This window comes from Roseibium album, assembly GCF_001404515.1.
GTDB lineage: Bacteria > Pseudomonadota > Alphaproteobacteria > Rhizobiales > Stappiaceae > Roseibium > Roseibium album.
Genome location: NZ_CXWE01000010.1, coordinates 145426 through 166734, shown reverse-complemented (window position 1 = coordinate 166734; position 21309 = coordinate 145426). Strand labels below are relative to the sequence as shown.

Sequence of the window (21309 nt, the reverse complement as noted above, 5' to 3'; positions counted from 1 at the left end):
CAAGGCCAACGCCGCCTACGCTTCCCTTCCTTCATTACCAAATTGTCAAAGAACCGAGGAAAAACCTCAAAAGGCAAAACCAAAATCACAACAAAAACAAGCCTTAACCGAACCTCTCGACCCGGCCAACAAAGACCAATTTTCTGGAATTAAGGTCACAAAACCCTGCCGCCAGCGACATCGCCGCCGTCGATGAGCGCGGTTATACGCACCACATCTTATAACGTCAACAGGCTAATTGAATTTTTTTGGGAAAAATTTCCCTGGTGCCCCACCGGTGGATATTAACCATCTATTAGCTAATTCAGAACCGGGCGCCATGCTCAGCCGATCGGTGAATTTCCGAAACCCATCAGCCGCTGGCCGGCGTCGACAACAAACGTATGTCCGCTCACCTGTTTCGCATCGACCAGGTACTGCACCGCACCAACGATGTCATCCGGTCCAAGCCCGGGCCCGAGGGGTGTCAGGTTCTGCCGGCTGTCAAAGTTCTCCTGCGTCTGGTCACTCGGAAGTATGAGCCCCGGTGCGATGGCGTTGACACGGATCTTCTTCGCCCCAAGCTCAAAGGCCGCGAGCCGGGTCGCCCCTTCCAACGCAAACTTGCCACAGAAATAACTGAACCTTTCAGGTGATGCCGACAGCATCTGAGTGTCCAGCATGTTCACGATCGACCCGGTTTCGGGCAACGGATCCTGATTGGCAAAGGCCTGCATCAGAAAGACCGGAGCCGCCGCATTCACGTTCATCAGGAATTGCCAGCTTTCATGGGTCAGGTCGTGAAGGCTGTCCGTATTGAAAGCAGACGCAGAATTGACGAGGACCGAAACCGGGCCGCCAAGTGCGGCGGCAGTTTCGGCAATCAGTTCGCCTGCAAGTTCGGGCCGGCTCAAATCCTTCTGCAGCAGAACTGCCTGACCACCAGAAGCGCGGATCTCATCATGAAGTTCCTGAGCGCCACCAACCGACGAATTGAAATGAAGTCCGATCGCGTATCCCTTGTCGGCAAGACCCTTGGCAATGGCCTTGCCGAGGCGCTTTCCCGCTCCTGTTACCAACGCAATGTGATTTGATGCCATAGTCGTTCCCCCAGTTTGTGTCAGGCAAAATCCTGCAGGTTCAATACCGGCTGCACCCTTGAAACTTCATGACTGCGCACAAGATTGGCCTTCGACAACACCGCAAGCGTCGCAGCACTGGTCTGCGCAACACGTACCTCGTCGCGAAACAGGTAAACCGCTCCAGTCAGCTGCACCGTCACCGGCCAGCCAAGGGCACGCAACCGGAAAGACTGCAGAATGCTGTCTGTCTGATAGCGGATCCTGTCCGGGCCATCGGGCAAATGCAATGCAAACCCAAAACCCGGGTCCACCCAAAGACGCTCCACGCCCGCATCGGTCGCTATGCCGATCCGCTCCCTGAAGAAAGTCAGCTGATGATCAAAAATGTCTTCCGCCGGTGGCAGGTAGTCGCCGGACCTTGCATTTTCTCCCGGTGTATAACAGAGAACGACACCTGCCTGATGAGAAGCTATGGCTTCATAGAAGGCCGGGTCATCGACACGGCCGGTCAGATTGACAACACCTGCACCTGCTTCCAGCAGCGCCACGCCGACCTCGGGGTGATAGGTTTCGACCGAAACCAGAATGTTCTCCTCTGCGAGAGCCGTAACCACCGGGCGCATCCGGTCTATCTGCCGCTCGATGGATACGATGTCGGCCGTATCGCCTGTCGACTCGGCCCCGATATCGACCATTGCCGCACCTTCAAGCGTCATCCGCCGCCCTCGATAAAGCGCCGCTTCAAACGTGTGACAGACGGTTTCACGATAGGTGCTGTCCGCCGAAAGGTTCAGGACACCCATCTGGTAGGTTCTGTCTTCGAACCTGCGGCCGAATTTCGGAAAATCGAATGTTCTGACGGGGGTTTCGAGAGCGTCGCGATACTTGAGCCAGAGCGGCAGAATGCGATCTGCAGAAATCATGAAGGCAGGTCTCCGGATGGTTCGGCTTTGGTTTCAAAAGCCCGGGGTCACAAAGGAAGGGTGCTTTGCAATGCAAGTCAATTCAAGCCTTCTTGCGCGTGACCCGAATGCCTACCCCGCCGGCGTCTTCGAAAATATCGGGTTTGGTCACCTTGACCGTGACACGTGAGGCGAGCGGATTTGACAGCACAAACTCTGCAATGGCTTCGGCCCATTCTTCCACGAGCTCGACATGCCCGCCACGCTGCGCCTTGTCCTGTATGAAAGTGACCGTGTCCGCATAAGAAACATAAGTTCCGCTCTCCCGCACGACACGCCTGTAACCGGCCACTGTCTCGATCTCGACATCGAAGCGGACCGCCTGACTGCGCCCCTTCTCGCTATCAAGTACGCCGATTTCTGCCGGCACCAGCAGATTTTCGATCAGGACCACATCCGGACCGTCTTCAACGAGGCCGATCGACTTCACCGGGCTTTCAGTCATCAAACTTCCTGTCCTTCGGAACTTGCTTCAGGTTTCAGGACATGGATGTAGCCGGTAGCGGGCGCAGGTCAAGTCACCTGCCGCAACCGGTCGTCTCGTCAAGAGCGCAGGTTGTCAATGGAATCCACCGCACGGATCACGCCGCGCAGTTCCGCCAGACCCTTGAGCCGTCCAATTGCCGGATAGCCCGGTGTGGAGGCTCCGCTCAGATCGTTCAGGATCCGATGCCCGTGATCCGGCCGCATGGGAATGCGTTTTCCGGATCCTGCTTCCATCCGGCGCAGCGCCCGGATGATTGCAACCATATCAATGTCACCGCCAAGATGAGCGTCTTCGTAAAAGCTGCGCGGATCGCCCTCCCGGCGAGTTGCCCGCAGATGGGCGAAGTGAATACGATCGCCCATGGCCTCGACGATCGCGGGGAGGTCGTTGTCCGGGTGCACACCGAGCGAACCGGTGCACAAGGTAAATCCATTTGCCGGGGAAGCATTCATCGACGCTATTCGCTCCAGATCCGAAAGCGTGCTGGCAATGCGCGGCAGTCCGAACAGGGGGCGCGGCGGGTCATCAGGATGGAGCGCAAGGACGACACCGGCATCCTCGACCGCTGGAATGACCGTCTCCAGAAAATTCCGAAGATGCTGAAAGTGTTGTTCGCGTCCGATGTCCCGATAGGCGGCAAGCCGGTCCCTGAAGGCATCGAGTGTGTAACTTTCTTCTGATCCGGGGAGACCTGCAATGATATTGGCAGTCAACCGGTCCCGGTCCTCATGCGAACAGGCGGCAAGGTAGGATTGGGCTGCGGCAATATCGCCGCTGCTGTAGTCAACTTCGGCGCCATCCCTTTCCAGGATGAAAAGGTCGAAGGCCGCATAGGCGGCGAATTCAAACCGCAAGGCGGTGGCGCCACCCTCCAGACAGTAGTCGAGATCGGTGCGCGTCCAATCCAGGACCGGCATGAAGTTGTAGCAAATGGTCGTGATGCCCTGCCGGGCAAGAGCGTTTGCGGTTTCCGCCCAATTCCGTGCCCAGCGTTCCCAGCCAGGCGCACCGGTCTTGATGTCCTCATGAACCGGAATGCTCTCGGCGACCTGCCAGGTCAGACCCGCATCCTCGATCATCTGCCGACGCGCCGCGATTTCTTCCTCCGGCCAGAAAGTTCCGTTCGGGATTTCGTGCAATGCAGTCACGATGCCGGTTGCACCGGTCTGACGAACGTCATTCAGAGAAATCGGATCGTGCGGTCCGAACCAGCGCCAGCTTTCGATCATCGCCTTATTCTTTCTATTCGTGCTCTTTAAGGTGACGCGACCGTGGGCGTATAGAGATACCCGTCAAATTCCGGATCTCCGACATCGGAGAGTTCAAGAAGGGTCAAGCGCACATTTTCAAGATGCTGCCACATGGCAAGCCGGGCCTGTTCCGCATTGCGATGACGCAAGGCCTCCAGAATGGCGGCATGGTCGTCCAGCCAACTTGTCCGGTAACTCAGGTCGAAAATCCGATCGTGCAGCCTTGCCCACATGGGGCTGTTTTCCCGTTTCTTCCAAAGCTCCTCGACATGATCGACGAGAACGCTGTTCTGGGTGGCCTCCGCGATCCGAAGATGGAATTGCCGGTCGGCGAAATAGTCCTCTTCGCCGTTTTCGATCGCCCTGCGTTCCAGTTCGAGCGTCTCCCGAAGCTTTATGATGTCACTTTTGGTAATGGTTGACGCGGCAAAACCCGCAATACTGCTTTCCAGCAGCTGCCGAGCCTGCAGCAGTTCAAAGGGACCGAAGTCGGACTTCTGGATGTTCAGCGAAATTTTTTCACCGGCTGCGACATAGCTGCCCGAGCCTTTGCGCACGTCGAGATATCCCTCGATCTCGAGCATGATGAAGGCTTCGCGCACAAGGGAACGGCTGATGCCCATTTCAAGGGAAATCTGCCTTTCCGTCGGAAACTTGTCACCGGGCCGGTACCCTTCCTCCGCGATCCGCCGTGCCAGGGATTCGGCAATTTCCTGATATCGGCGCTTTGAACCATCGCTGGTCATGAAGCCTTCCTTGCACTCTTCGCGTCCGCAGCAATCTTCCGATAGTAATCCGCCAGAATATGGAACGCTTTTTTCTTCGTCTTTTTGTCGGCCGCAATCAGCCCCTTGTGATTATATCCATTTTGAAAGATGTTTTGGCGCCGTTCCACTCGGAAATCATAAAGTATCCACGGCGACATGCCCTTGACGTAGTCCAGTTCCCGCAAGGTAGCGATCTGCCTGCGATAGACTTCGGCCATGTAGTCCTCGCTGAAGAGGCCGTTTTGCGGACCTTTGACGCCAATCACGCCATCAGCGCCGGTCTCGGAAATCACGACCGGCCGGTCCGGATCAGAGTTCCGGCCGATCTCCGCAAGGTCATCGAAATTCTCCTCGTACCAGCCGTAGTATTCATTGAGGCCGATGATATCGATATGCTCTGCGAGCCGATCCTCAATGCAGTTGTTTGCGTGATTGACGAGACAGGCAGCCGATGTCAGGCGGGTCGGATCGAGTTGAACAGCCCTTTCGGCCAGTCCCCTCATGAATTCGAGCCTGGCGTCCGTATCCGGGTTTTCGTTGCCAACCGACCAGATGATGACGCTTGCGCGGTTCCTGTCCCGCTTGATCAGCTCCATCAACTGGTTCTCCGCGTCCCGATAGGTAGCGGGATTGGCAAAGTCGATCGCCCAGTAGACCGGGATCTCTTCCCACAGGAGAAATCCGAGCTCATCGGCCAGTTCCGCCGCGCGCTCGTGATGCGGATAGTGGGCCAGGCGCAGGTAATTGCAGCCAAGTTCCCCTGCATGTTCGAAGCGCCGGCGCAGATCTTCCTCGGTCGTCACCTTGCCCAGGTCGGCATCGTCCTCATGCACCGAGATTCCGCGCAAGAACAGAGGTTCACCATTTAGCAGGATCTCGGTGCCCCGACGCTCGATCTGGCGAAAACCAACGCGATCTGCGACCTTATCCTCACCGAATGACAGGACCGCCTCGTAAAGCATCGGATCATCCGGGCTCCAAAGTCGCGGGCGCGCGGAGATTTCGATGCTGCCCTTGCCGTCCTCGACGGGAATTGTGCAGTCAATAACGAGATCCGGGATCGACAGTCGTGCGACACCCGACCTGGTGCCACATGTGGCTATCTCGGCACGAAGGCTGGAATAGGTACCGTCGGGCACAAGATACAGGAAGAAGTCCCTGATCAGATCTCTTGGAGTTTCAAAGTATCGGACGTCTCGATAAACGCCGCCGTAATTGAACCAGTCGGTATTGCGCATAGGCACCCTGTCCAGGGTACGGGTATTGTTGACACAGGCCATTATCCAGTTCCGGCCCGGGCGCAACTTGCCGGTCAGTTCAACGCAAAACGGCGTCGACGCACCGTAGTGATTGCCCAGAAATTCGCCGTTCAGGAAAATCTTGCAGTCATAACTCGCAGCTCCGAAATGAAGGAACTGGCGCCTTGTTTCGTCAATGTCTTCAATATCGAGCGTGCGCGTATACCAGGCGCTGCCTTCAAAAAAATACCATTTGTCCTTGAGCATGGCCCAATTGGAGGGAACCGGAACGGTCTCGCCCATGTAGGGGTCGTAATCCCAGGGCTCGCAGCGCTTCTCCGGTGCTTCCGGCAGCATGGAAAACCATTTCTGCCGGAGGCCGGTGTCCAGTAGATCAACGCAAAAATTCCAGTCGCCGTTGAGACTTTCAGATGCCCGCCCGCCCATGAAGATCAGGCCGTCGTGCTTCAAGGACTGTGTGTTGAAAGGAACATCATAGTCTTCATCATGAAGCGCCTGCAGCGCATTGTCGGCGAGTTTCGAGCGTTCGAGCATCTATCCTGTCTCCAGCCTGGACCTTGCTTATTGCGGTGCGCTTGCCTTGATGCGGTCGATCAGGTCCGAAACGACAGCAGATTTCTCGGCCGCCTCCTGGTGCATCGGCAGGACAGCCTCGATAAACGGTCCCTTTTCAACTTCGATAAACTTTACACCGAGTTCGGTCTTCGCTGTTTCAACAGCAGCAGCGCTCATGGCATCCCACTGTTCGCGGTGGAAATCCATCGATTCGCGCGCGGCCTTGGTCAGTGCCTGCTTGTGCTCGTCGGACAACTCGTTCCAGGTCTTGGAAGATATCATGACAACCGAAGGGATCATGGTATGGCCATCATTTGAATAAACCTTTGAAACCTCGCCGTGACGCGCCGACGTCAGCGCCATCGGATTGTTTTCTGCACCATCCACGACACCCTGCTGCAGGGCGCTATAGAGTTCGCCCCATGCGATCGGTGTCGGGTTGCCGCCAAGAAGCTCCACCATACGGATCGCGGACGGGCTTGGCTGAACGCGGATCTTCATTCCCTTCAGGTCTGCCGGTGAATGGATTTCCTTGTTGGCATAGAAAGACCGCGCACCTTCGATGTAAAAGGCAATTCCGACAAAACCCTTGTCTTCGGATGCCGCCAGAATGTCTGAGCCGATATCTCCGCTCAAAACATCATAGTAATGGTCGGCATCCACGAAGATATAGGGCAGGTTGAGTGCGCCGTAGGATTCCTCGAAGGCTTCGAGTTCGGAGGCATTGGAGCGGGCCATGTCGAGGGAACCGTTCTGCATGAGTTCCATGGATTCACGCTGGGTACCGAGCTGCGCATTGGCGTAGATACGGATCTTCAAATCGCCGCCGGTCGCTTCTTCAAGTTTCTCCGCCATATGCTCCATGGATTTGTGCAGCGGATGATCTTCCGGGTTGTTGTGATTGAGACGCAGGGTCTTGGCGTTGGCAACCGAACCCATTGCGACAGCACCTGCGGCCAGAATGGCCGCGAGCTTTACAAACTTCATCATGATTTCCTCCCAATGCAGCCTGGCCGAAACTCTCCGCCCTGACTTGAACGGGATGCCGGCTGCGGTTTTCGCGGCAGTGACTGCCACGGATGGCAAATTGTTCGTCCAATTTCGCAAATCAGTCAACCTTTTTTACGAAATTGGTTGACCAGTTTGAGTTGATAGCGCATTTCTAGTGCTGCCGTGCCCCGCTACCATCTGCTCAAAATGGTATTGCAGGCCGGATTGGGAGGACAATCGTGAACACCATTACCAAAGGCGTGGATCTCGTGCTGCGCCTTGTCATCACCTTCGCATTTGCCGTTTTGGTCGCCTGCGTCATCTGGCAGGTATTCTCGCGTTACGTTCTGGAAAGTCCCAGCACCGTCACGGACGAAATGGCCCGGTTCCTGTTCATCTGGGTTGCGCTTCTCGGCGGAGCCTACACGCTCGGACAACGGAGGCATCTTGCCATCGACCTGCTTCCGCAAGTCACGAGTGGCAACGTCCGGCTCACGGTCAACGCGGCGATCATCTTGGCTATCGCCACATTCGCCGCGCTGGTGATGATCTATGGCGGCGTGGACCTGGTGAACCGGACGCTTTCGACCGGACAGGTCTCACCTGCCCTCAGGCTGCCCATGGGGCTCGTCTATATCGCGATCCCGTTTTCCGGAATCTGCATTCTCTACTATTGCCTGACCTTTCTGGCCGACCTCTTCCGGAGCGGACGAGGACCGAATGATCAGGAAGGTACACCGAAGGCCGGCGGCCCGCTGGACTAGAACGGGAACAAGGGAACAAAATGGATATTCAGTCTGTCCTCGTCCTGTTCGGGACATTTGCACTGCTCATGATGCTGGGCGTTCCGATTGCCTTTTCGATCGGTCTTTCGGCCTTTGCAACCTTCCTGCTGTTCATGTCTTTCGATCAGTCGGTCTATATCGTCGCCCAGCAGGTCGCCTCGGGTCTCGACAGTTTCACGCTGCTGGCGATCCCGTTTTTCATTCTTGCCGGTAACATCATGAACCGGGGCGGTATTGCGATGCGCCTGATCGAATTCGCAAAGGTGATCGGTGGACGGCTACCGGGCGCACTGGCGCACTGCAACGTCATCGCAAACATGATGTTCGGCTCGATTTCAGGTTCTGCGGTCGCCTCCGCCGCCGCCGTTGGTGGCGTCATGGCTCCCTTGCAGAAAAAGGAAGGATACGATCCGGCCTACAGCGCCGCCGTCAACATCGCTTCCTGCCCGACAGGTCTTCTGATCCCGCCAAGCTCCACTTTTATCGTCTATTCCCTGATCACCAACGGTACGTCCGTCGCCGCTCTGTTCGTTGCCGGATACATTCCCGGTCTCTTGATGGGGCTCAGCCTGATGGTGGTTGCCGGCATCATTGCAAAGCGGCGCGGATATCCGGTTGCAGAACGTCCGAGCGGTGTGGAAGTCGTCAGAAAGGCAGCTGATGCAATGTTACCGCTCGGCCTCATCGTGATCGTCATGGGAGGCATTGTCTGGGGTGTTTTCACAGCCACGGAAGCCTCCGCGGTCGCTGTTGTCTACACGCTCTTCCTGGCCGTGGTCTGGTACAGAGAGATCACCTGGAGAGAATTGCCGAGCATCATTCTGGACAGTGCGGTGACGACGTCCATCGTGCTTTTGATGATCGGGTGTTCGATAGCCATGTCCAAGGCCATGGCATTTGCCGATATCCCCTATTCGATCTCCGACGCATTGCTGAAGTTATCCGAAAACCCGATCGTTCTTCTGCTGATCATCAACATCGCGCTGCTCGTGGTCGGCACCTTCATGGACATGACCCCGGCGCTCCTGATCTTCACGCCGATATTCCTGCCGGTCGTCGAGGATCTTGGCATGGATCCGGTTCATTTCGGAGTGGTCATGACGTTCAATCTGTGTATCGGTATCTGTACGCCACCGGTCGGATCGGCCCTGTTCGTAGGATGCTCGGTCGGAGGAGTGAAGATTGGGCAGGTGATCAAACCGATGATCGGCTTCTACGCCGTCCTGGTTTCATTGCTTCTGGTGATCACATATTTTCCCGCGCTCAGCCTGTTCCTGCCGCGCGTTCTACTCGGCTACTAGGACGGACCATGAAATCTCTCAAGAGATGGCAATTTGCCGAGCGTACGGAAAGCAGCTTCACCCTGTTCGTCGAAGAGAGACACAGGTTCACCGTGACCGTGCTCGAACAGGATCTGGTGCGGGTCACGCTCCTGAAAGACGGAACATACAGGCTGAACCGGACCTGGGCGATCGCACCGGATCAGGACGTCCCTTTCGAAGGACGCGTGCGGACAGACACCAGCGGATTTTCCTGCCCGGAGTTTCAACTCGAGACAGATGAAAACGATCTCGTTCTGGAAACGGAATGCCTGCGCCTGACAATTGGCCGACCACTTTGCCTGACATGGGAAGCACGCACCAACGCTGACAGCGCCTGGCAGGAGATCGCCCGCGATCGTCCCCAGGATGCCTACATGATCGGGCGGAAGGATCATCGCAACCAGCATTTCCTTTGCCGAGACCCGGGCGAATTCCACTATGGTCTCGGCGAAAAATCGGGGCCGCTCGAACGCTCGGGGCGCCGCTTTGAAATGCGGAACCTCGACGCACTCGGCTACGACGCAAGAACCACCGATCCGCTCTACAAGCACGTGCCTTTCACGATCACGGACAAGGGTGAACCTGGTGCCTTTGGCCTTTACTACGACACGCTGGCGACCTGCTGGTTCGATCTCGGCAACGAAAAAGACAACTATCATCCGCCATTCAGAGCCTTTCGCGCAGCTGACGGTGATCTCGACTATTATTTCAGCTGGGCGCCAACCGTACTTGATGTCGTCAAGCGCCATCACTGGCTGACCGGTGGCACCGCATTCATGCCGCGATGGGGGCTCGGCTACTCCGGGTCAACGATGTCTTACACGGATTCGGAAAACGCGCAGGAGCGGGTGCAGTCGTTTCTGGACAAGCTCAGGGAAGAAGATATCCCCTGCGACAGTTTTCAATTGTCTTCCGGATACACCGCGATTGAAGGAAGGCGCTATGTCTTCAACTGGAACGCGGACCGTTTCCCGGATGTCGAAGCCCTGACCTCTGCCTACGCGGAGGCGGGGATCCACCTGATCGCCAACATCAAACCGGTTCTGCTGGACGATCACCCGCTCTACGGGGAAGCGGTGTCGAAGGGCCTTTTCATTCGTGACAGCGAGAGTGGCGCACCGGAACAGTCTCCTTTCTGGGACGGAACCGGTTCGCATCTGGACTTCACCAATCCGGAGACTGTTGCCTGGTGGAAGGCCAATGTGACCAGTAAGCTGTTGGCAAGGGGCATCAAAAGCTCCTGGAATGACAACAACGAGTACGAGGTTTGGGATGATGACGCCGTCTGCGCAGGTTTCGGTGAGCCCATTCCAGTCAGCCTCGTCCGGCCGCTGCATAGCCAACTGATGACCAGGGCTTCCTGCGAGGCACAGAAGCAGGATCAACCGGGTCAGCGGCCGTACCTGATTTCCCGCTGTGCGGCCCCCGGAACGCAGCGCTATGCCCAGACGTGGACAGGCGACAATTTCACAAGCTGGGACACCTTGCGCTGGAACATTCCGATGGGGCTCGGCCTCAGCCTGTCAGGCTTCTACAACATCGGTCACGATGTCGGTGGCTTTGCAGGACCACGGCCCGAACCGGAGCTGTTCCTGCGCTGGGTGCAGAACGGAATTTTTCATCCGCGTTTCACGATCCATTCCTGGAATGACGATGGAACGGCCAACGAAGCGTGGATGTACCCGGATCTCACGCCGCTCGTGCGAGAGGCACTCGCGTTCAGGGCAATGCTGCTGCCATACCTCTATACGTCATTGTATCTGGCAGTCAGCGAAGGCGAACCGATCCTGCGACCGTTGTTTCTTGATCACCCGAACGACCCGAACTGCCGCGAAACGGAATTCGATTTTCTGGTCGGCAAAGACCTGCTTGTTGCGACAGTTGTCGAAAGGGGAGCACGGGTCCGCCAGGTCACGCTGCCGGCCAATGACGATGGTTGGTGGTCCTTCGACGGACGCGGCTGGTATCCCGGCGGCCAAACGATTGACGTTCCCGTCGAGCTGCACACGATCCCGCTCTTCGTTCGTGGCGGCGCCGTCATTCCGATGGCAGCAGCCAACCCACGTGCTGACGCACAGTCAGACAGGACGCGTTCCTGGCGGATTTACCCGCAGCCGGAAGGTCATGGATTGCGCCATTCACTTGCCTATGATGACGATGGTGTATCGGAAGATGCGATCCATCAGAGGCACTCTCTCACCCGGTTTACGCTCTTCAGACAAAATGGCCGGGTTCACTTGAACTGGCAACGCTCAGGCAGTTGGAACCCGGCCTTTACCGATATCCAGCTTTGGCTTGCAGGAGACGAGAATCTAGTCGTCAATGATACGCTGCAGGCCTCCGGTGATTCCATTTCCCTTGACCAGAAGCAATAATGCCATGTCCGATCCGACTTTCCAGGTACAGAAAATCCCCTACGACCGTTCGATGCTGAGACCCAGGATCCTTCACATCGGATTCGGAGCCTTCGCCAAGGCGCATGTCATGGTCTACCACGACGAAGCGCTAAGGCTTGATCCGACCGATTGGGGCGTTGTCGCCGCACGACTCAATTCCGGAGCGGATGAACTCACGCTGCTCGATCAGGCTGGCGGCGTGTTCACGGTCGGCGAGATGTCGGATGACGACATCATGCTTCGCGAAATCGGTTCCGTCATCAGGACACTCCATCCCAAGCGGGACGGAACTTCCGCCCTGCTTGCGCAGATCGCGGACCCGGACATGAGTGTGATTACCCTGACGATTACCGAAAAGGGGTATTGCCTTGCCAATGGCCGCCTGGATCTGAACAACCCGGGTATCGAACAGGACCTTGCCGCTTCCGGCGATCCCGCAACGGCGATAGGCATCATTGCCAGGGGACTTCACCTGAGGAAAACCGCCGGTCTGGCTGGGCTAACGGTGCTTTCGTGTGACAACCTTCCCTCCAATGGTCGTCTTTGCCGGCAGGCAATTCTGGATTTCGCCGACCGTCTCGATCCGGAACTGGCCGCTTGGGTGGATGCAGAGTGCCGTTTCCCCAGTTCCATGGTCGACCGCATCACACCCGCCATGACCGATCAGTCGCAGCAGAAGCTTGAGACTGCGCTCGGCCGGCCGGACCCGAACGGTATTCTCTGCGAACCGTTTCGCCAGTGGGTCATCGAAGACAGCTTTGCCGGAGACCGACCGGCGTGGAACCTTGCCGGAGCACAATTCGTTGCTGAAGTCGCTCCCTTCGAGGAGATGAAACTTCGGCTGCTCAACGGAACACATTCCTTCCTTGCGTATCTTGGCGCGCTCGCAGGCAAGGAAACAATTTCGGACTGCATGGCAGACCCGGTCTTTCAGACCGCAGCGAAAAGACTCATGCTGGAGGAGCAGGCGCCCACGCTGGACGTTCCGGCCGGGATCGATGTTTCCAGTTATGGCGATGCGTTGATCGAACGGTTTTCCAACACGGCCCTTCGCCACAAGACGACGCAGATTGCGTCGGACGGCAGTCAGAAACTGCCCCAACGACTGCTTGCCCCAATCCGGCAACATCTCGAGGCAAATCGCGCCTGGCCGCTTGCGGCATTGGCCGTTGCCGGGTGGATGCACTATTGTCGCGGAAAGTCGGAAACCGGCGAATTCCTGCCGGTCAATGATCCGCTCGCAGCCAGGATCGCGGAATTTGCAACACAGTCCGATGGTCCTGAATATGTTAGCAACATGCTGACGCTGACGGCGGTCTTCGAAACCGAGGTGGTCGGAAGCCAGGACTTCACGAGCCGGATTCACGCTGCATACGCGCAACTTGAAACGGACGGGGTCGTCAAGTCACTTTCCACCTTGAGCTAGCAATCAGGACGTTTTCATGGCCGCCCCCTTTCTCGGACCGGATTTTCTCCTCGACACGCCAGCGAGCCGCCGCCTCTACCACGAGGTCGCATCAACGCTGCCAATCGTCGACTTCCACAATCACCTGGATCCGTCAGCAATAGCGGAAGATCGCAACTGGGACTCAATCGGCGAAATCTGGTTGGAGGGTGACCACTACAAATGGCGCGCCATGCGCTGGAACGGAATTCCGGAAAGTCTGGTGACCGGATCGGCTCCATTCCGCGAGAAATTCAACGCCTTTGCTGAAACAATTCCACATTGCCTTGGAAATCCGCTCTATCACTGGACCCATCTGGAATTGCGTCGCTACTTCGGTTGGGAGGGTGTTTTTGGGCCTGAGACCGCAGATGAGGTCTGGGAACTCGCCAACGACAAGCTTGCGAACCGCAGCCATAGCGCACGCAGCCTGCTTCGCAGCATGAATGTGAGTTACGTCGGGACAACAGACGACCCGTGTGATGACCTTTCCTTTCATGCAAGCGCACAAAACAACGCCGACCTGACGTTCAAAATGGCTCCGAGCTTTCGGCCCGACAAAACCCTGGTCCCGTCCGATGCCGGTTTTGCCGCGTATTGCCGCCGGCTCGAAATCGCTTCCGATCATGCAATAAGTCGCTTCGACGATCTCATAGAGGCATTGCTCAAGCGCCTTGACCACTTCATAACCCTCGGCTGCAAGGCAAGCGATCATGCCTTGAACGAAATCCGGCCGTTCTCGATTCGCGCTCGCAGTGATCTTGATGCCATCTTGAAACGCGGGATGGAGAGTGGGCCGATCTCCGTTCAGGATGAGGCCGATTTCAAGGCGGCTGTCCTGATCGAACTTGGGCAGGCGTACCGGGCGCGGAACATCGTGATGCAGTTTCACATTGCGGCCTCCCGCAACAACAACAGCAAGCTCCTTGGAAGCCTTGGACCCGATACCGGTGGCGATTCCATCTCCGATGAAGCCGTTGGCGGTCCATTGAATGCGCTTCTGGATCAGATCAATCGAGACAAGGGGCTCCCAAGGACCATTCTCTATTGCCTCAATCCGGCCTTGAATGAAGTTCTCGTGACAACCGCAGGCAACTTTCAGGATGGCTCCGAGCCCGGGAAGATCCAGTCGGGTCCGGCCTGGTGGTTCAATGACCAGCTGGAAGGCATGGAACGCCATCTCACGCAGGTTGCCCAAATGGGATTGCTGTCGCGGTTTGTCGGAATGCTGACCGATTCCAGATCATTTCTGTCCTTTCCCCGTCACGAATACTACAGACGCCTGGTCTGCCGGATCGTGGGCCGCTGGATCGAAGATGGCAGCGTTCCCGATCAACCGGAACTGACGGACGGCCTGATCCGGCGCATCTGTTTTGAAAATGCACGGGACTGGTTTTTGCCTTAGCCGCAAAGCGATAACGATTGCGGGACACGATTGCTGCTGTCCTTTCTTTGCCTTATCATCGGTTTTCGAGAGCCTGTTCGAGAGGCGAAAGCAGGCGAAGAGGGAGGAGAGCCTCGGCATGACAGTGACGCACGAGCCCTGGCTCGTCGCGCTTTCCCTGGTTATGGCCTTTCAGGGAAGCTTTGTTGGCCTGAGTCTGGCGGTACAGGTCAGAAACGCGGCCGACCCAAGGCGCCGCCTGCTTCTGGTCGGCGCAGCGCTTACGCTTGCTCTTGCCATCTGGTCCATGCATTTCGTCGGCATGCTTGCCGTCAAGTTTCCGCTGGGTGTCGATTTTCTGGTCCTGCCGACACTGTTGTCCTTTCTCGTCTGTGTACTGGTTGTCGGAGTTGCCGTTTTCACAGCCAGCAACCGACGTCTGACATCCGTCCGCCTCGGTCTGGCAGCCTTCGTCATGGGGGCCGGCATCTGCACGATGCACTATCTCGGCATGTACTCGCTGCATAAATCTCTGCAAATGGTACACAATCCGACTTATGTTCTGGCAAGTTTCCTGATCGCTTTCAATGCGGCCGGCCTTGCGCTCTGGCTGCTGTTCGGGCTCGGCAAACGTCCGCCGATCGTGATATCGGCTGCCGTCATGGCGCTGGCAATTTCGGCAATGCATTACACCGCGATGTCCGGAATGACCTACGAATTGACCCAAACGGCGGGTGGTTTGTCAGCGCCATCGCTCGGCCCCGGAACACTGGCGATATTCGTCTCTTGTGTCGCCTTCCTCGTTTCCGGTCTGTTTTTGCTTGCGCTCGTTCCGGCGGAGAATGCCTCGACCGCGGAGGCAAACGGCGGCGATGCTGAAGTTGACCTGGAATTCGAAACGGTTCCGAACACACACCAGCCCAATCACAAGCCGACCGAAGAAGCAATCAAGCGAGCTGCGACAGGTCTGCAGGCTGCAGCTTCATCCCCCAGGAAACCTTCGACCGCATCAAAACGGACCCTGCCAATTGAGCGCGATGGACAGAAGACGCAGATCGGCATTTCGGATGTAGCCGCCATTCATGCTGATGCGCACTACACCAAGCTGTATGACGGGCAGCGAGAGTATTTCTGTCCGCTGTCGATCAGCGAAGCCGAACAGTTGCTTGATTCCAAGATCTTCAAACGGGTTCACCGCAGCCACATCGTCAACCTGTCACGGGTCACCAGCTTCAAGCGTTCCGGTGATGGCGGCGTCCTCATTCTCGAAGGCACCGAAGCCCAATCCGTTCCGGTCAGCCGTTCCAGATGGGGCCGGATTCGCAATAGACTGACTGCGTTGGCAGACAAGCCTGAACAGCAAGGGCAGCCGGCTGCCGCACAATGACAACGCCCAATCAAACACCCCAAAAGCTTAGTGTGCGATGCAGCAATGCGTTGATCTTGTCGCCATTCGTGCAAATTGCACGAATGGCGATCAATTGAATTCAGATCCAATTCCATTCGAATTCAATTCCAATTCTCTCATCATTATCAGTGTCTAACCATTGAATTCCGCGAATAGCACCGTCGCAACTCATGAAAAACGTCAGCGTGTCTGACGCTTTTCATGTTCGATTTTCAGCGATCGATGTATTCCAGGATGCGATCGGTGCATGTGTGCTTGAGTGTGCAGCGCACCCCTCCCCAACCTTGAAACATGTGACATTCCGCCGTTCGACGCCAACGGCAATGCACGGATCGGCCGGTCCCTTGCCACTGGACGCAACCAGGCAGTGACCGGCATTCGGCCTGGAACAACCCAGGCCGTCAGAGGGAGGAGAAGAACGTGATCCCTGGTGAATTCACCTATCACCGGCCATCATCGGTGGCCGAAGCCGTTGCCATACTGGTGAGCCACGGTGACGAAGCGCGACCGTTGTCCGGCGGCCACAGCCTTATCCCCATGATGAAGCTGCGGATGGCCGCCCCGGAACATCTGGTTGACCTTGGCGGTATCGCCGACCTGAAAGGTATCAGCGAAGACGGCGGCACCATCACGATACGTGCCATGACCACCCAGCATGAACTCATCGAGTCCGATCTCTTGAGCGAAAAACTACCGATCGTCCGCGAGACCTCGCTGCTGATCGCCGATCCCCAGATCCGATACCTGGGCACGCTTGGCGGGAATGTTGCCAACGGAGATCCCGGGAATGACATGCCTGCCCTGATGCAGTGCCTCAACGCGTCCTATGTCCTGACAGGCCCGGATGGCAACCGCGAAGTGGCTGCACGGGATTTCTATGAGGCTGCTTATTTCACCGCGCTTGCGCCGGAAGAGATCCTGACCGCGGTGAAAATCCCGACACCCCCGGCCGGACACGGTTGGGCTTACGAGAAGCTGAAGCGCAAGGTCGGCGACTACGCCACCGCAGCCGCCGCCGTCATGCTGTCCATGTCGGGTGGCACGGTGACAAGCTGTTCGGTCGCCCTGACCAATGTCGCCGACACGCCGCTCTATGCAGCAGATGCCGGCGATATCCTCAATGGCTCGACCCTGGATGAAGCTACGGTTGCAAGGGCGGTCGCCGCCGCAGAAGCCATCACCGACCCAGCATCCGACGGACGAGGGCCAGCCGAGTACCGGACCAAAATGGCCGGCATCATGATGCAGCGCGCACTGGCACGTGCCGCAGAACGCGCAAGCGCATAAGACCGGGACCGAGGAAGAACACCATGAGCGATATCGAACAGATCCCGGTCACGCTGACCGTCAACGGCAAGAAGGTGCAACGTTTCGTCGAACCGCGCACGCTTCTGATCCACTTTCTGCGCGAGGAATTGAACATTACCGGCCCTCATATCGGTTGCGAGACGTCTCATTGCGGCGCGTGCACCGTGGAGATGAACGGAATGTCGGTGAAATCCTGCACGGTTTTCGCGGCCCAGGCCAACGGCGCGGAAATGACCACGATCGAGGGCATGGCCAATCCGGATGGAACACTGTCGGCCCTTCAGGAAGGCTTTCGCCAGATGCACGGACTTCAGTGCGGCTTTTGCACGCCTGGAATGATTACGCGCGCGCACACGCTGTTGAAAGAAAATCCGAACCCGAGCGAGGAAGAAATTCGCATGGGTATTGCCGGAAACCTTTGCCGTTGCACCGGATATCAAAACATCGTCAAGGCGATCCAGTATGCCGCCGAACAGCTCAATCAGCCTGAAACCCAGGAGGCTGCAGAATGAATGACATGACCCCGACACGGGAACAGCGTGAAGCCGCCCTGGAAGGCATGGGCTGCAAGCGCAAGCGCGTCGAAGACGTACGGTTCACACAAGGAAAAGGACAGTATGTCGACGACCTGAAGCTGCCGGGTATGGTGTTCGGCGATTTCGTCCGTTCACCTTACCCCCATGCGAAGATCACCAGGATCGACGCATCCGAGGCGCTGAAACTGCCCGGCGTGATTGCCGTCCTGACGGCAGAGGATCTGAAGGGTGTCAATCTCGCCTGGATGCCGACGCTTGCCGGTGATGTCCAGATGGTCCTTGCGGATGGCAAGGTGCTCTACCAGAACCAGGAAGTCGCCTTCGTCGTTGCCGAAGACCGTTACATTGCCGATGATGCGATCCAACTGGTTGAAGTCGACTATGAAGAACTGCCGGTCCTGACCGATCCGTTCAAGTCGATGGATAGCGATGCACCTGTTCTGCGTCCCGATCTTGAAGGCAAGATGGAAGGTGCGCACGGTCCGCGAAAGCACCACAATCACATTTTCAACTGGGAAGTCGGCGACAAGGACGAGACAGCAAAAGCCTTCGCGGAAGCTGATGTCACGATCAACGAGATGATCTCCTACCACCGCACGCACCCGTCGCCGCTGGAAACCTGCCAGTGCGTGGCGTCCATGGACAAGGTGAAGGGCGAGTTGACGGTATGGGGCACGTTCCAGGCTCCTCATGTGATCCGCACGGTTGCCTCGCTGCTCTCCACCATTCCGGAACACAAGATCCACGTTATCGCACCGGATATCGGTGGTGGTTTCGGCAACAAGGTCGGTGCCTATCCGGGCTATATCTGCTCTATCGTCGCCTCCATCGTCACCGGTGTCCCGGTAAAGTGGGTCGAGGACCGCATGGAGAACCTCTCCACGACGTCATTCGCCCGCGATTACCACATGACCACGGAAATCGCCGCCAAGAGCGATGGCACCGTGACAGGCCTGAAAGTGCACGTGCTCGCCGACCACGGCGGCTTCGACGCCTGTGCCGATCCGTCGAAATGGCCGGCCGGTTTCTTCAACATCGTCACCGGGTCCTATGACTTCCCGACGGCGCACCTGGAAGTGGATGGCGTCTATACCAACAAGGCACCGGGCGGTGTTGCCTACCGATGCTCCTTCCGCGTGACGGAAGCGGCCTACTGCATCGAACGGGGGATGGACATTCTGGCGCAGAAGCTGGAAATGGATCCGGCCGACCTTCGCATAAAGAACTTCATCAAGCCGGAGCAGTTTCCGTATCAGTCCGCACTTGGCTGGGAGTATGACAGCGGCGACTATCACACCGCCATGCAGAAGGCGATGGACACGATCGGCTACCGGGAACTCCGCGTGGAGCAGAAAGCCAAACAGGAGGCCTTCAAACGCGGAGAAACGCGCGAAATCATGGGTATTGGCGTTTCCTTCTTCACGGAAATCGTCGGCGCGGGCCCGTCCAAGAACTGCGATATCCTGGGTGTTGCGATGTTCGACAGTGCGGAAATCCGCGTGCATCCGACGGGTTCGGTAATTTCTCGTATGGGAACCAAGTCCCAGGGCCAGGGCCACGAGACGACCTGGGCGCAGATCATCGCCACGGAAATCGGAATTCCCGCCGCCGACATCATGGTCGAGGAAGGCAATACCGATACGGCACCATATGGCCTTGGAACCTATGGTTCCCGCTCGACACCTGTTGCCGGCGCTGCGATCGCCCTTGCCGCCCGCAAGATCCGCAACAAGGCACAGATGATCGCGGCACACATGCTGGAAGTCTCGGAATACGACCTTGAATGGGATGTGGACGGTTTCCAGGTGAAGGGCAATCCGGAAGCACGCAAGTCGATGAAGGAGATCGCCTGGGCAGCCTATCATGCTCCGCCGCCCAACATGGAACCGGGTCTGGAAGCGGTCAGCTACTATGATCCACCCAACATGACCTATCCGTTCGGCGCCTATTTCTGCGTGATGGATATCGATGTCGATACAGGTGTTGCCACGACCCGGCGCTTCTATGCGCTCGACGACTGCGGCACCCGCATCAATCCGATGATCATCGAAGGACAGGTTCATGGTGGTCTGACCGAAGCCTTTGCCATCGCGATGGGTCAGGAGATCCGTTACGATGAGACCGGCAACGTGCTCGGAGCGTCCTTCATGGACTTCTTCATCCCGACCGCCGTCGAGACCCCCCATTGGGAGACCGACCACACGGTGACGCCGAGCCCGCATCATCCGATCGGTGCAAAGGGTGTCGGCGAGAGCCCGAATGTGGGCGGTGTTCCGGCGTTCTCGAATGCGGTCAACGATGCCTTCCAGTTCCTGGGCAACACGCATATCCAGATGCCGCATGATGCCTGGCGCAATTGGCAAGCCGCAAAGAACCTCGGCGCGCACAGCTGAGTTCATCAAAGACGCCGCGGGCATTGCCCGCGGCGCATGCCTGGCTTTCAGATCCGGGATCAGTGCTTCGGACCCGACTGAGCCTGTACCCTGAACACACCAGATTGCAGCGGAACGGATGAGCAAAACCAGAGAACAATTGGCGGAAGCGCTCGCAGAGACCGGCTACCTGGCCGATGACGGACTTGCGACCGCGTTACTGTTGACCGGGATGCTGAACCGTCCGCTGCTTCTTGAGGGCGAAGCCGGTGTCGGCAAGACCGAGGTTGCCAAGGCACTCGCCAAACTGGAGAACACCGATCTCATCCGCCTGCAATGCTATGAGGGCCTCGACCGCTCCGATGCCATCTATGAATGGAACTACCAACGGCAACTTCTTGCAATCAAGGCGCGCGAAGGGTCAGGCGACGATGCTGACCAGGTTGAGGAAGCCGTGTTTTCCGAGAAGTATCTCCTTGAACGTCCCCTGCTTGCCGCGATCCGGCAGGCAAGCCCGCCGGTTCTCCTGATCGACGAAGTCGACAGGGCCGACGAGGAATTCGAGGCTTTCCTGCTGGAAGTCCTCTCGGACTATCAGGTGTCCATTCCCGAGCTTGGCACCGTCCATGCCACAAGTATTCCTCGTGTCGTGCTGACATCCAACGGCACGCGCGAACTCTCCGACGCCCTTCGCCGGCGATGCCTCTATCACTATGTCGACTATCCGACACCTGACAGGGAAGCGCGCATCCTGCTTGCGCGTGTCGACGGCCTTGATGCCTCGCTTGCTCTTCAGATTGCCGAGCTGATGGGCAAGCTTCGAAAGGAAGACCTGACGAAAGTGCCAGGTGTCGCCGAAACGATCGACTGGGCGGCAGCACTGCTCGGACTTGGTGCCGGAAACCTTCATGAAAACCGGGAGCTGGTGTTCGACACGCTCGCCTGCGTGCTGAAGACACGTGAGGATCAGACGCGCGTCACACAGGAAGTTACCGATCGGCTTCTGGGCAAGGTGGCCTGACG

18 protein-coding genes are annotated in these 21309 nt (G+C 57.4%); 11 read left to right on the top strand and 7 right to left on the bottom strand.

Annotated elements, in window-relative coordinates; translation table 11 throughout:
• Nucleotides 1-196, top strand: a 196-nt coding sequence (locus tag LA5095_RS33110) for a hypothetical protein (protein ID WP_208992665.1), incomplete at its 5' end; no start/stop codon positions are given.
• 127 nt (nt 197-323) lie between these two features.
• Here LA5095_RS33110 and LA5095_RS27985 read toward each other — a convergent pair.
• The 7 genes from LA5095_RS27985 to LA5095_RS27955 all read right to left on the bottom strand — a co-directional run bounded on the left by LA5095_RS27985 (nt 324) and on the right by LA5095_RS27955 (nt 7331).
• On the bottom strand, nt 324-1079 hold the full coding sequence (locus tag LA5095_RS27985; protein WP_055121109.1) for an SDR family NAD(P)-dependent oxidoreductase: 756 nt from the start codon (nt 1077-1079) through the stop codon (nt 324-326).
• Between the two features lie 20 nt (nt 1080-1099).
• Nucleotides 1100-1984: a dihydropteroate synthase gene (locus LA5095_RS27980; protein ID WP_055121108.1), complete on the bottom strand. Its 885-nt coding sequence runs from the start codon at nt 1982-1984 to the stop codon at nt 1100-1102.
• Nucleotides 1985-2066: 82 nt separating this feature from the next.
• On the bottom strand, nt 2067-2468 hold the full coding sequence (locus LA5095_RS27975) for a dihydroneopterin aldolase (RefSeq protein ID WP_055121107.1): 402 nt from the start codon (nt 2466-2468) through the stop codon (nt 2067-2069).
• A gap of 98 nt (nt 2469-2566) precedes the next feature.
• Entirely contained in the window at nt 2567-3739 is a 1173-nt protein-coding gene (uxuA, locus tag LA5095_RS27970; protein ID WP_055121106.1) for a mannonate dehydratase, read from the bottom strand.
• Nucleotides 3740-3765: 26 nt separating this feature from the next.
• Nucleotides 3766-4506 carry an FCD domain-containing protein gene (locus LA5095_RS27965; protein ID WP_055121105.1) on the bottom strand — a complete coding sequence of 247 codons (741 nt, stop codon included), beginning with the start codon at nt 4504-4506 and terminating at the stop codon, nt 3766-3768.
• On the bottom strand, nt 4503-6320 hold the full coding sequence (locus LA5095_RS27960; RefSeq protein WP_055121104.1) for a glycoside hydrolase family 2 protein: 1818 nt from the start codon (nt 6318-6320) through the stop codon (nt 4503-4505). The genes LA5095_RS27965 and LA5095_RS27960 overlap by 4 nt, the downstream gene beginning before the upstream one ends.
• A 27-nt stretch (nt 6321-6347) precedes the next feature.
• Nucleotides 6348-7331, bottom strand: coding sequence for a TRAP transporter substrate-binding protein (locus LA5095_RS27955; protein ID WP_055121103.1), 984 nt, complete (start codon nt 7329-7331; stop codon nt 6348-6350).
• A gap of 239 nt (nt 7332-7570) precedes the next feature.
• Here LA5095_RS27955 and LA5095_RS27950 point away from each other — a divergent pair, with 239 nt between their 5' ends.
• The 10 genes from LA5095_RS27950 (at nt 7571) to LA5095_RS27900 (ending at nt 21307) form a co-directional block, all read left to right on the top strand.
• A complete protein-coding gene (locus LA5095_RS27950) occupies nt 7571-8095 on the top strand; it encodes a TRAP transporter small permease (protein ID WP_055121102.1) in 525 nt (174 codons plus the stop codon).
• Between the two features lie 20 nt (nt 8096-8115).
• Nucleotides 8116-9417, top strand: coding sequence for a TRAP transporter large permease (locus LA5095_RS27945; protein ID WP_055121101.1), 1302 nt, complete (start codon nt 8116-8118; stop codon nt 9415-9417).
• Nucleotides 9418-9425: 8 nt separating this feature from the next.
• Nucleotides 9426-11813: a glycoside hydrolase family 31 protein gene (locus tag LA5095_RS27940; RefSeq protein ID WP_055121100.1), complete on the top strand. Its 2388-nt coding sequence runs from the start codon at nt 9426-9428 to the stop codon at nt 11811-11813.
• Between the two features lie 4 nt (nt 11814-11817).
• The gene (locus LA5095_RS27935) at nt 11818-13260 is read left to right on the top strand and encodes a mannitol dehydrogenase family protein (protein WP_055121099.1); all 1443 of its coding nucleotides are present in this window, start codon (nt 11818-11820) and stop codon (nt 13258-13260) included.
• 16 nt (nt 13261-13276) lie between these two features.
• The gene (gene uxaC, locus LA5095_RS27930; protein WP_055121098.1) at nt 13277-14683 is read left to right on the top strand and encodes a glucuronate isomerase; all 1407 of its coding nucleotides are present in this window, start codon (nt 13277-13279) and stop codon (nt 14681-14683) included.
• Nucleotides 14684-14801: 118 nt separating this feature from the next.
• Nucleotides 14802-16049: an MHYT domain-containing protein gene (locus tag LA5095_RS27925; RefSeq protein WP_055121124.1), complete on the top strand. Its 1248-nt coding sequence runs from the start codon at nt 14802-14804 to the stop codon at nt 16047-16049.
• A 441-nt stretch (nt 16050-16490) separates the two neighbouring features.
• The gene (locus tag LA5095_RS27915; RefSeq protein WP_055121096.1) at nt 16491-17357 is read left to right on the top strand and encodes an FAD binding domain-containing protein; all 867 of its coding nucleotides are present in this window, start codon (nt 16491-16493) and stop codon (nt 17355-17357) included.
• Between the two features lie 23 nt (nt 17358-17380).
• Nucleotides 17381-17890 carry a (2Fe-2S)-binding protein gene (locus LA5095_RS27910; RefSeq protein WP_082442984.1) on the top strand — a complete coding sequence of 170 codons (510 nt, stop codon included), beginning with the start codon at nt 17381-17383 and terminating at the stop codon, nt 17888-17890.
• A complete protein-coding gene (locus LA5095_RS27905) occupies nt 17887-20307 on the top strand; it encodes an aerobic carbon-monoxide dehydrogenase large subunit (RefSeq protein ID WP_055121095.1) in 2421 nt (806 codons plus the stop codon). The genes LA5095_RS27910 and LA5095_RS27905 overlap by 4 nt, the downstream gene beginning before the upstream one ends.
• 118 nt (nt 20308-20425) lie before the next feature.
• Nucleotides 20426-21307 carry an AAA family ATPase gene (locus tag LA5095_RS27900; RefSeq protein WP_055121094.1) on the top strand — a complete coding sequence of 294 codons (882 nt, stop codon included), beginning with the start codon at nt 20426-20428 and terminating at the stop codon, nt 21305-21307.
• Nucleotides 21308-21309 lie beyond the last annotated feature (2 nt).

Bases quoted from the DNA above. Each gene is read 5' to 3' on its own strand.
- LA5095_RS27985 (WP_055121109.1), bottom strand. From the start codon at position 1,079: ATGGCATCAAATCACATTGCGTTGGTAACAGGAGCGGGAAAGCGCCTC.
- LA5095_RS27980 (WP_055121108.1), bottom strand. From the start codon at position 1,984: ATGATTTCTGCAGATCGCATTCTGCCGCTCTGGCTCAAGTATCGCGAC.
- LA5095_RS27975 (WP_055121107.1), bottom strand. From the start codon at position 2,468: ATGACTGAAAGCCCGGTGAAGTCGATCGGCCTCGTTGAAGACGGTCCG.
- uxuA (WP_055121106.1), bottom strand. From the start codon at position 3,739: ATGATCGAAAGCTGGCGCTGGTTCGGACCGCACGATCCGATTTCTCTG.
- LA5095_RS27965 (WP_055121105.1), bottom strand. From the start codon at position 4,506: ATGACCAGCGATGGTTCAAAGCGCCGATATCAGGAAATTGCCGAATCC.
- LA5095_RS27960 (WP_055121104.1), bottom strand. From the start codon at position 6,320: ATGCTCGAACGCTCGAAACTCGCCGACAATGCGCTGCAGGCGCTTCAT.
- LA5095_RS27955 (WP_055121103.1), bottom strand. From the start codon at position 7,331: ATGATGAAGTTTGTAAAGCTCGCGGCCATTCTGGCCGCAGGTGCTGTC.
- LA5095_RS27945 (WP_055121101.1), top strand. From the start codon at position 8,116: ATGGATATTCAGTCTGTCCTCGTCCTGTTCGGGACATTTGCACTGCTC.
- LA5095_RS27940 (WP_055121100.1), top strand. From the start codon at position 9,426: ATGAAATCTCTCAAGAGATGGCAATTTGCCGAGCGTACGGAAAGCAGC.
- LA5095_RS27935 (WP_055121099.1), top strand. From the start codon at position 11,818: ATGTCCGATCCGACTTTCCAGGTACAGAAAATCCCCTACGACCGTTCG.
- uxaC (WP_055121098.1), top strand. From the start codon at position 13,277: ATGGCCGCCCCCTTTCTCGGACCGGATTTTCTCCTCGACACGCCAGCG.
- LA5095_RS27925 (WP_055121124.1), top strand. From the start codon at position 14,802: ATGACAGTGACGCACGAGCCCTGGCTCGTCGCGCTTTCCCTGGTTATG.
- LA5095_RS27910 (WP_082442984.1), top strand. From the start codon at position 17,381: ATGAGCGATATCGAACAGATCCCGGTCACGCTGACCGTCAACGGCAAG.
- LA5095_RS27905 (WP_055121095.1), top strand. From the start codon at position 17,887: ATGAATGACATGACCCCGACACGGGAACAGCGTGAAGCCGCCCTGGAA.
- LA5095_RS27900 (WP_055121094.1), top strand. From the start codon at position 20,426: ATGAGCAAAACCAGAGAACAATTGGCGGAAGCGCTCGCAGAGACCGGC.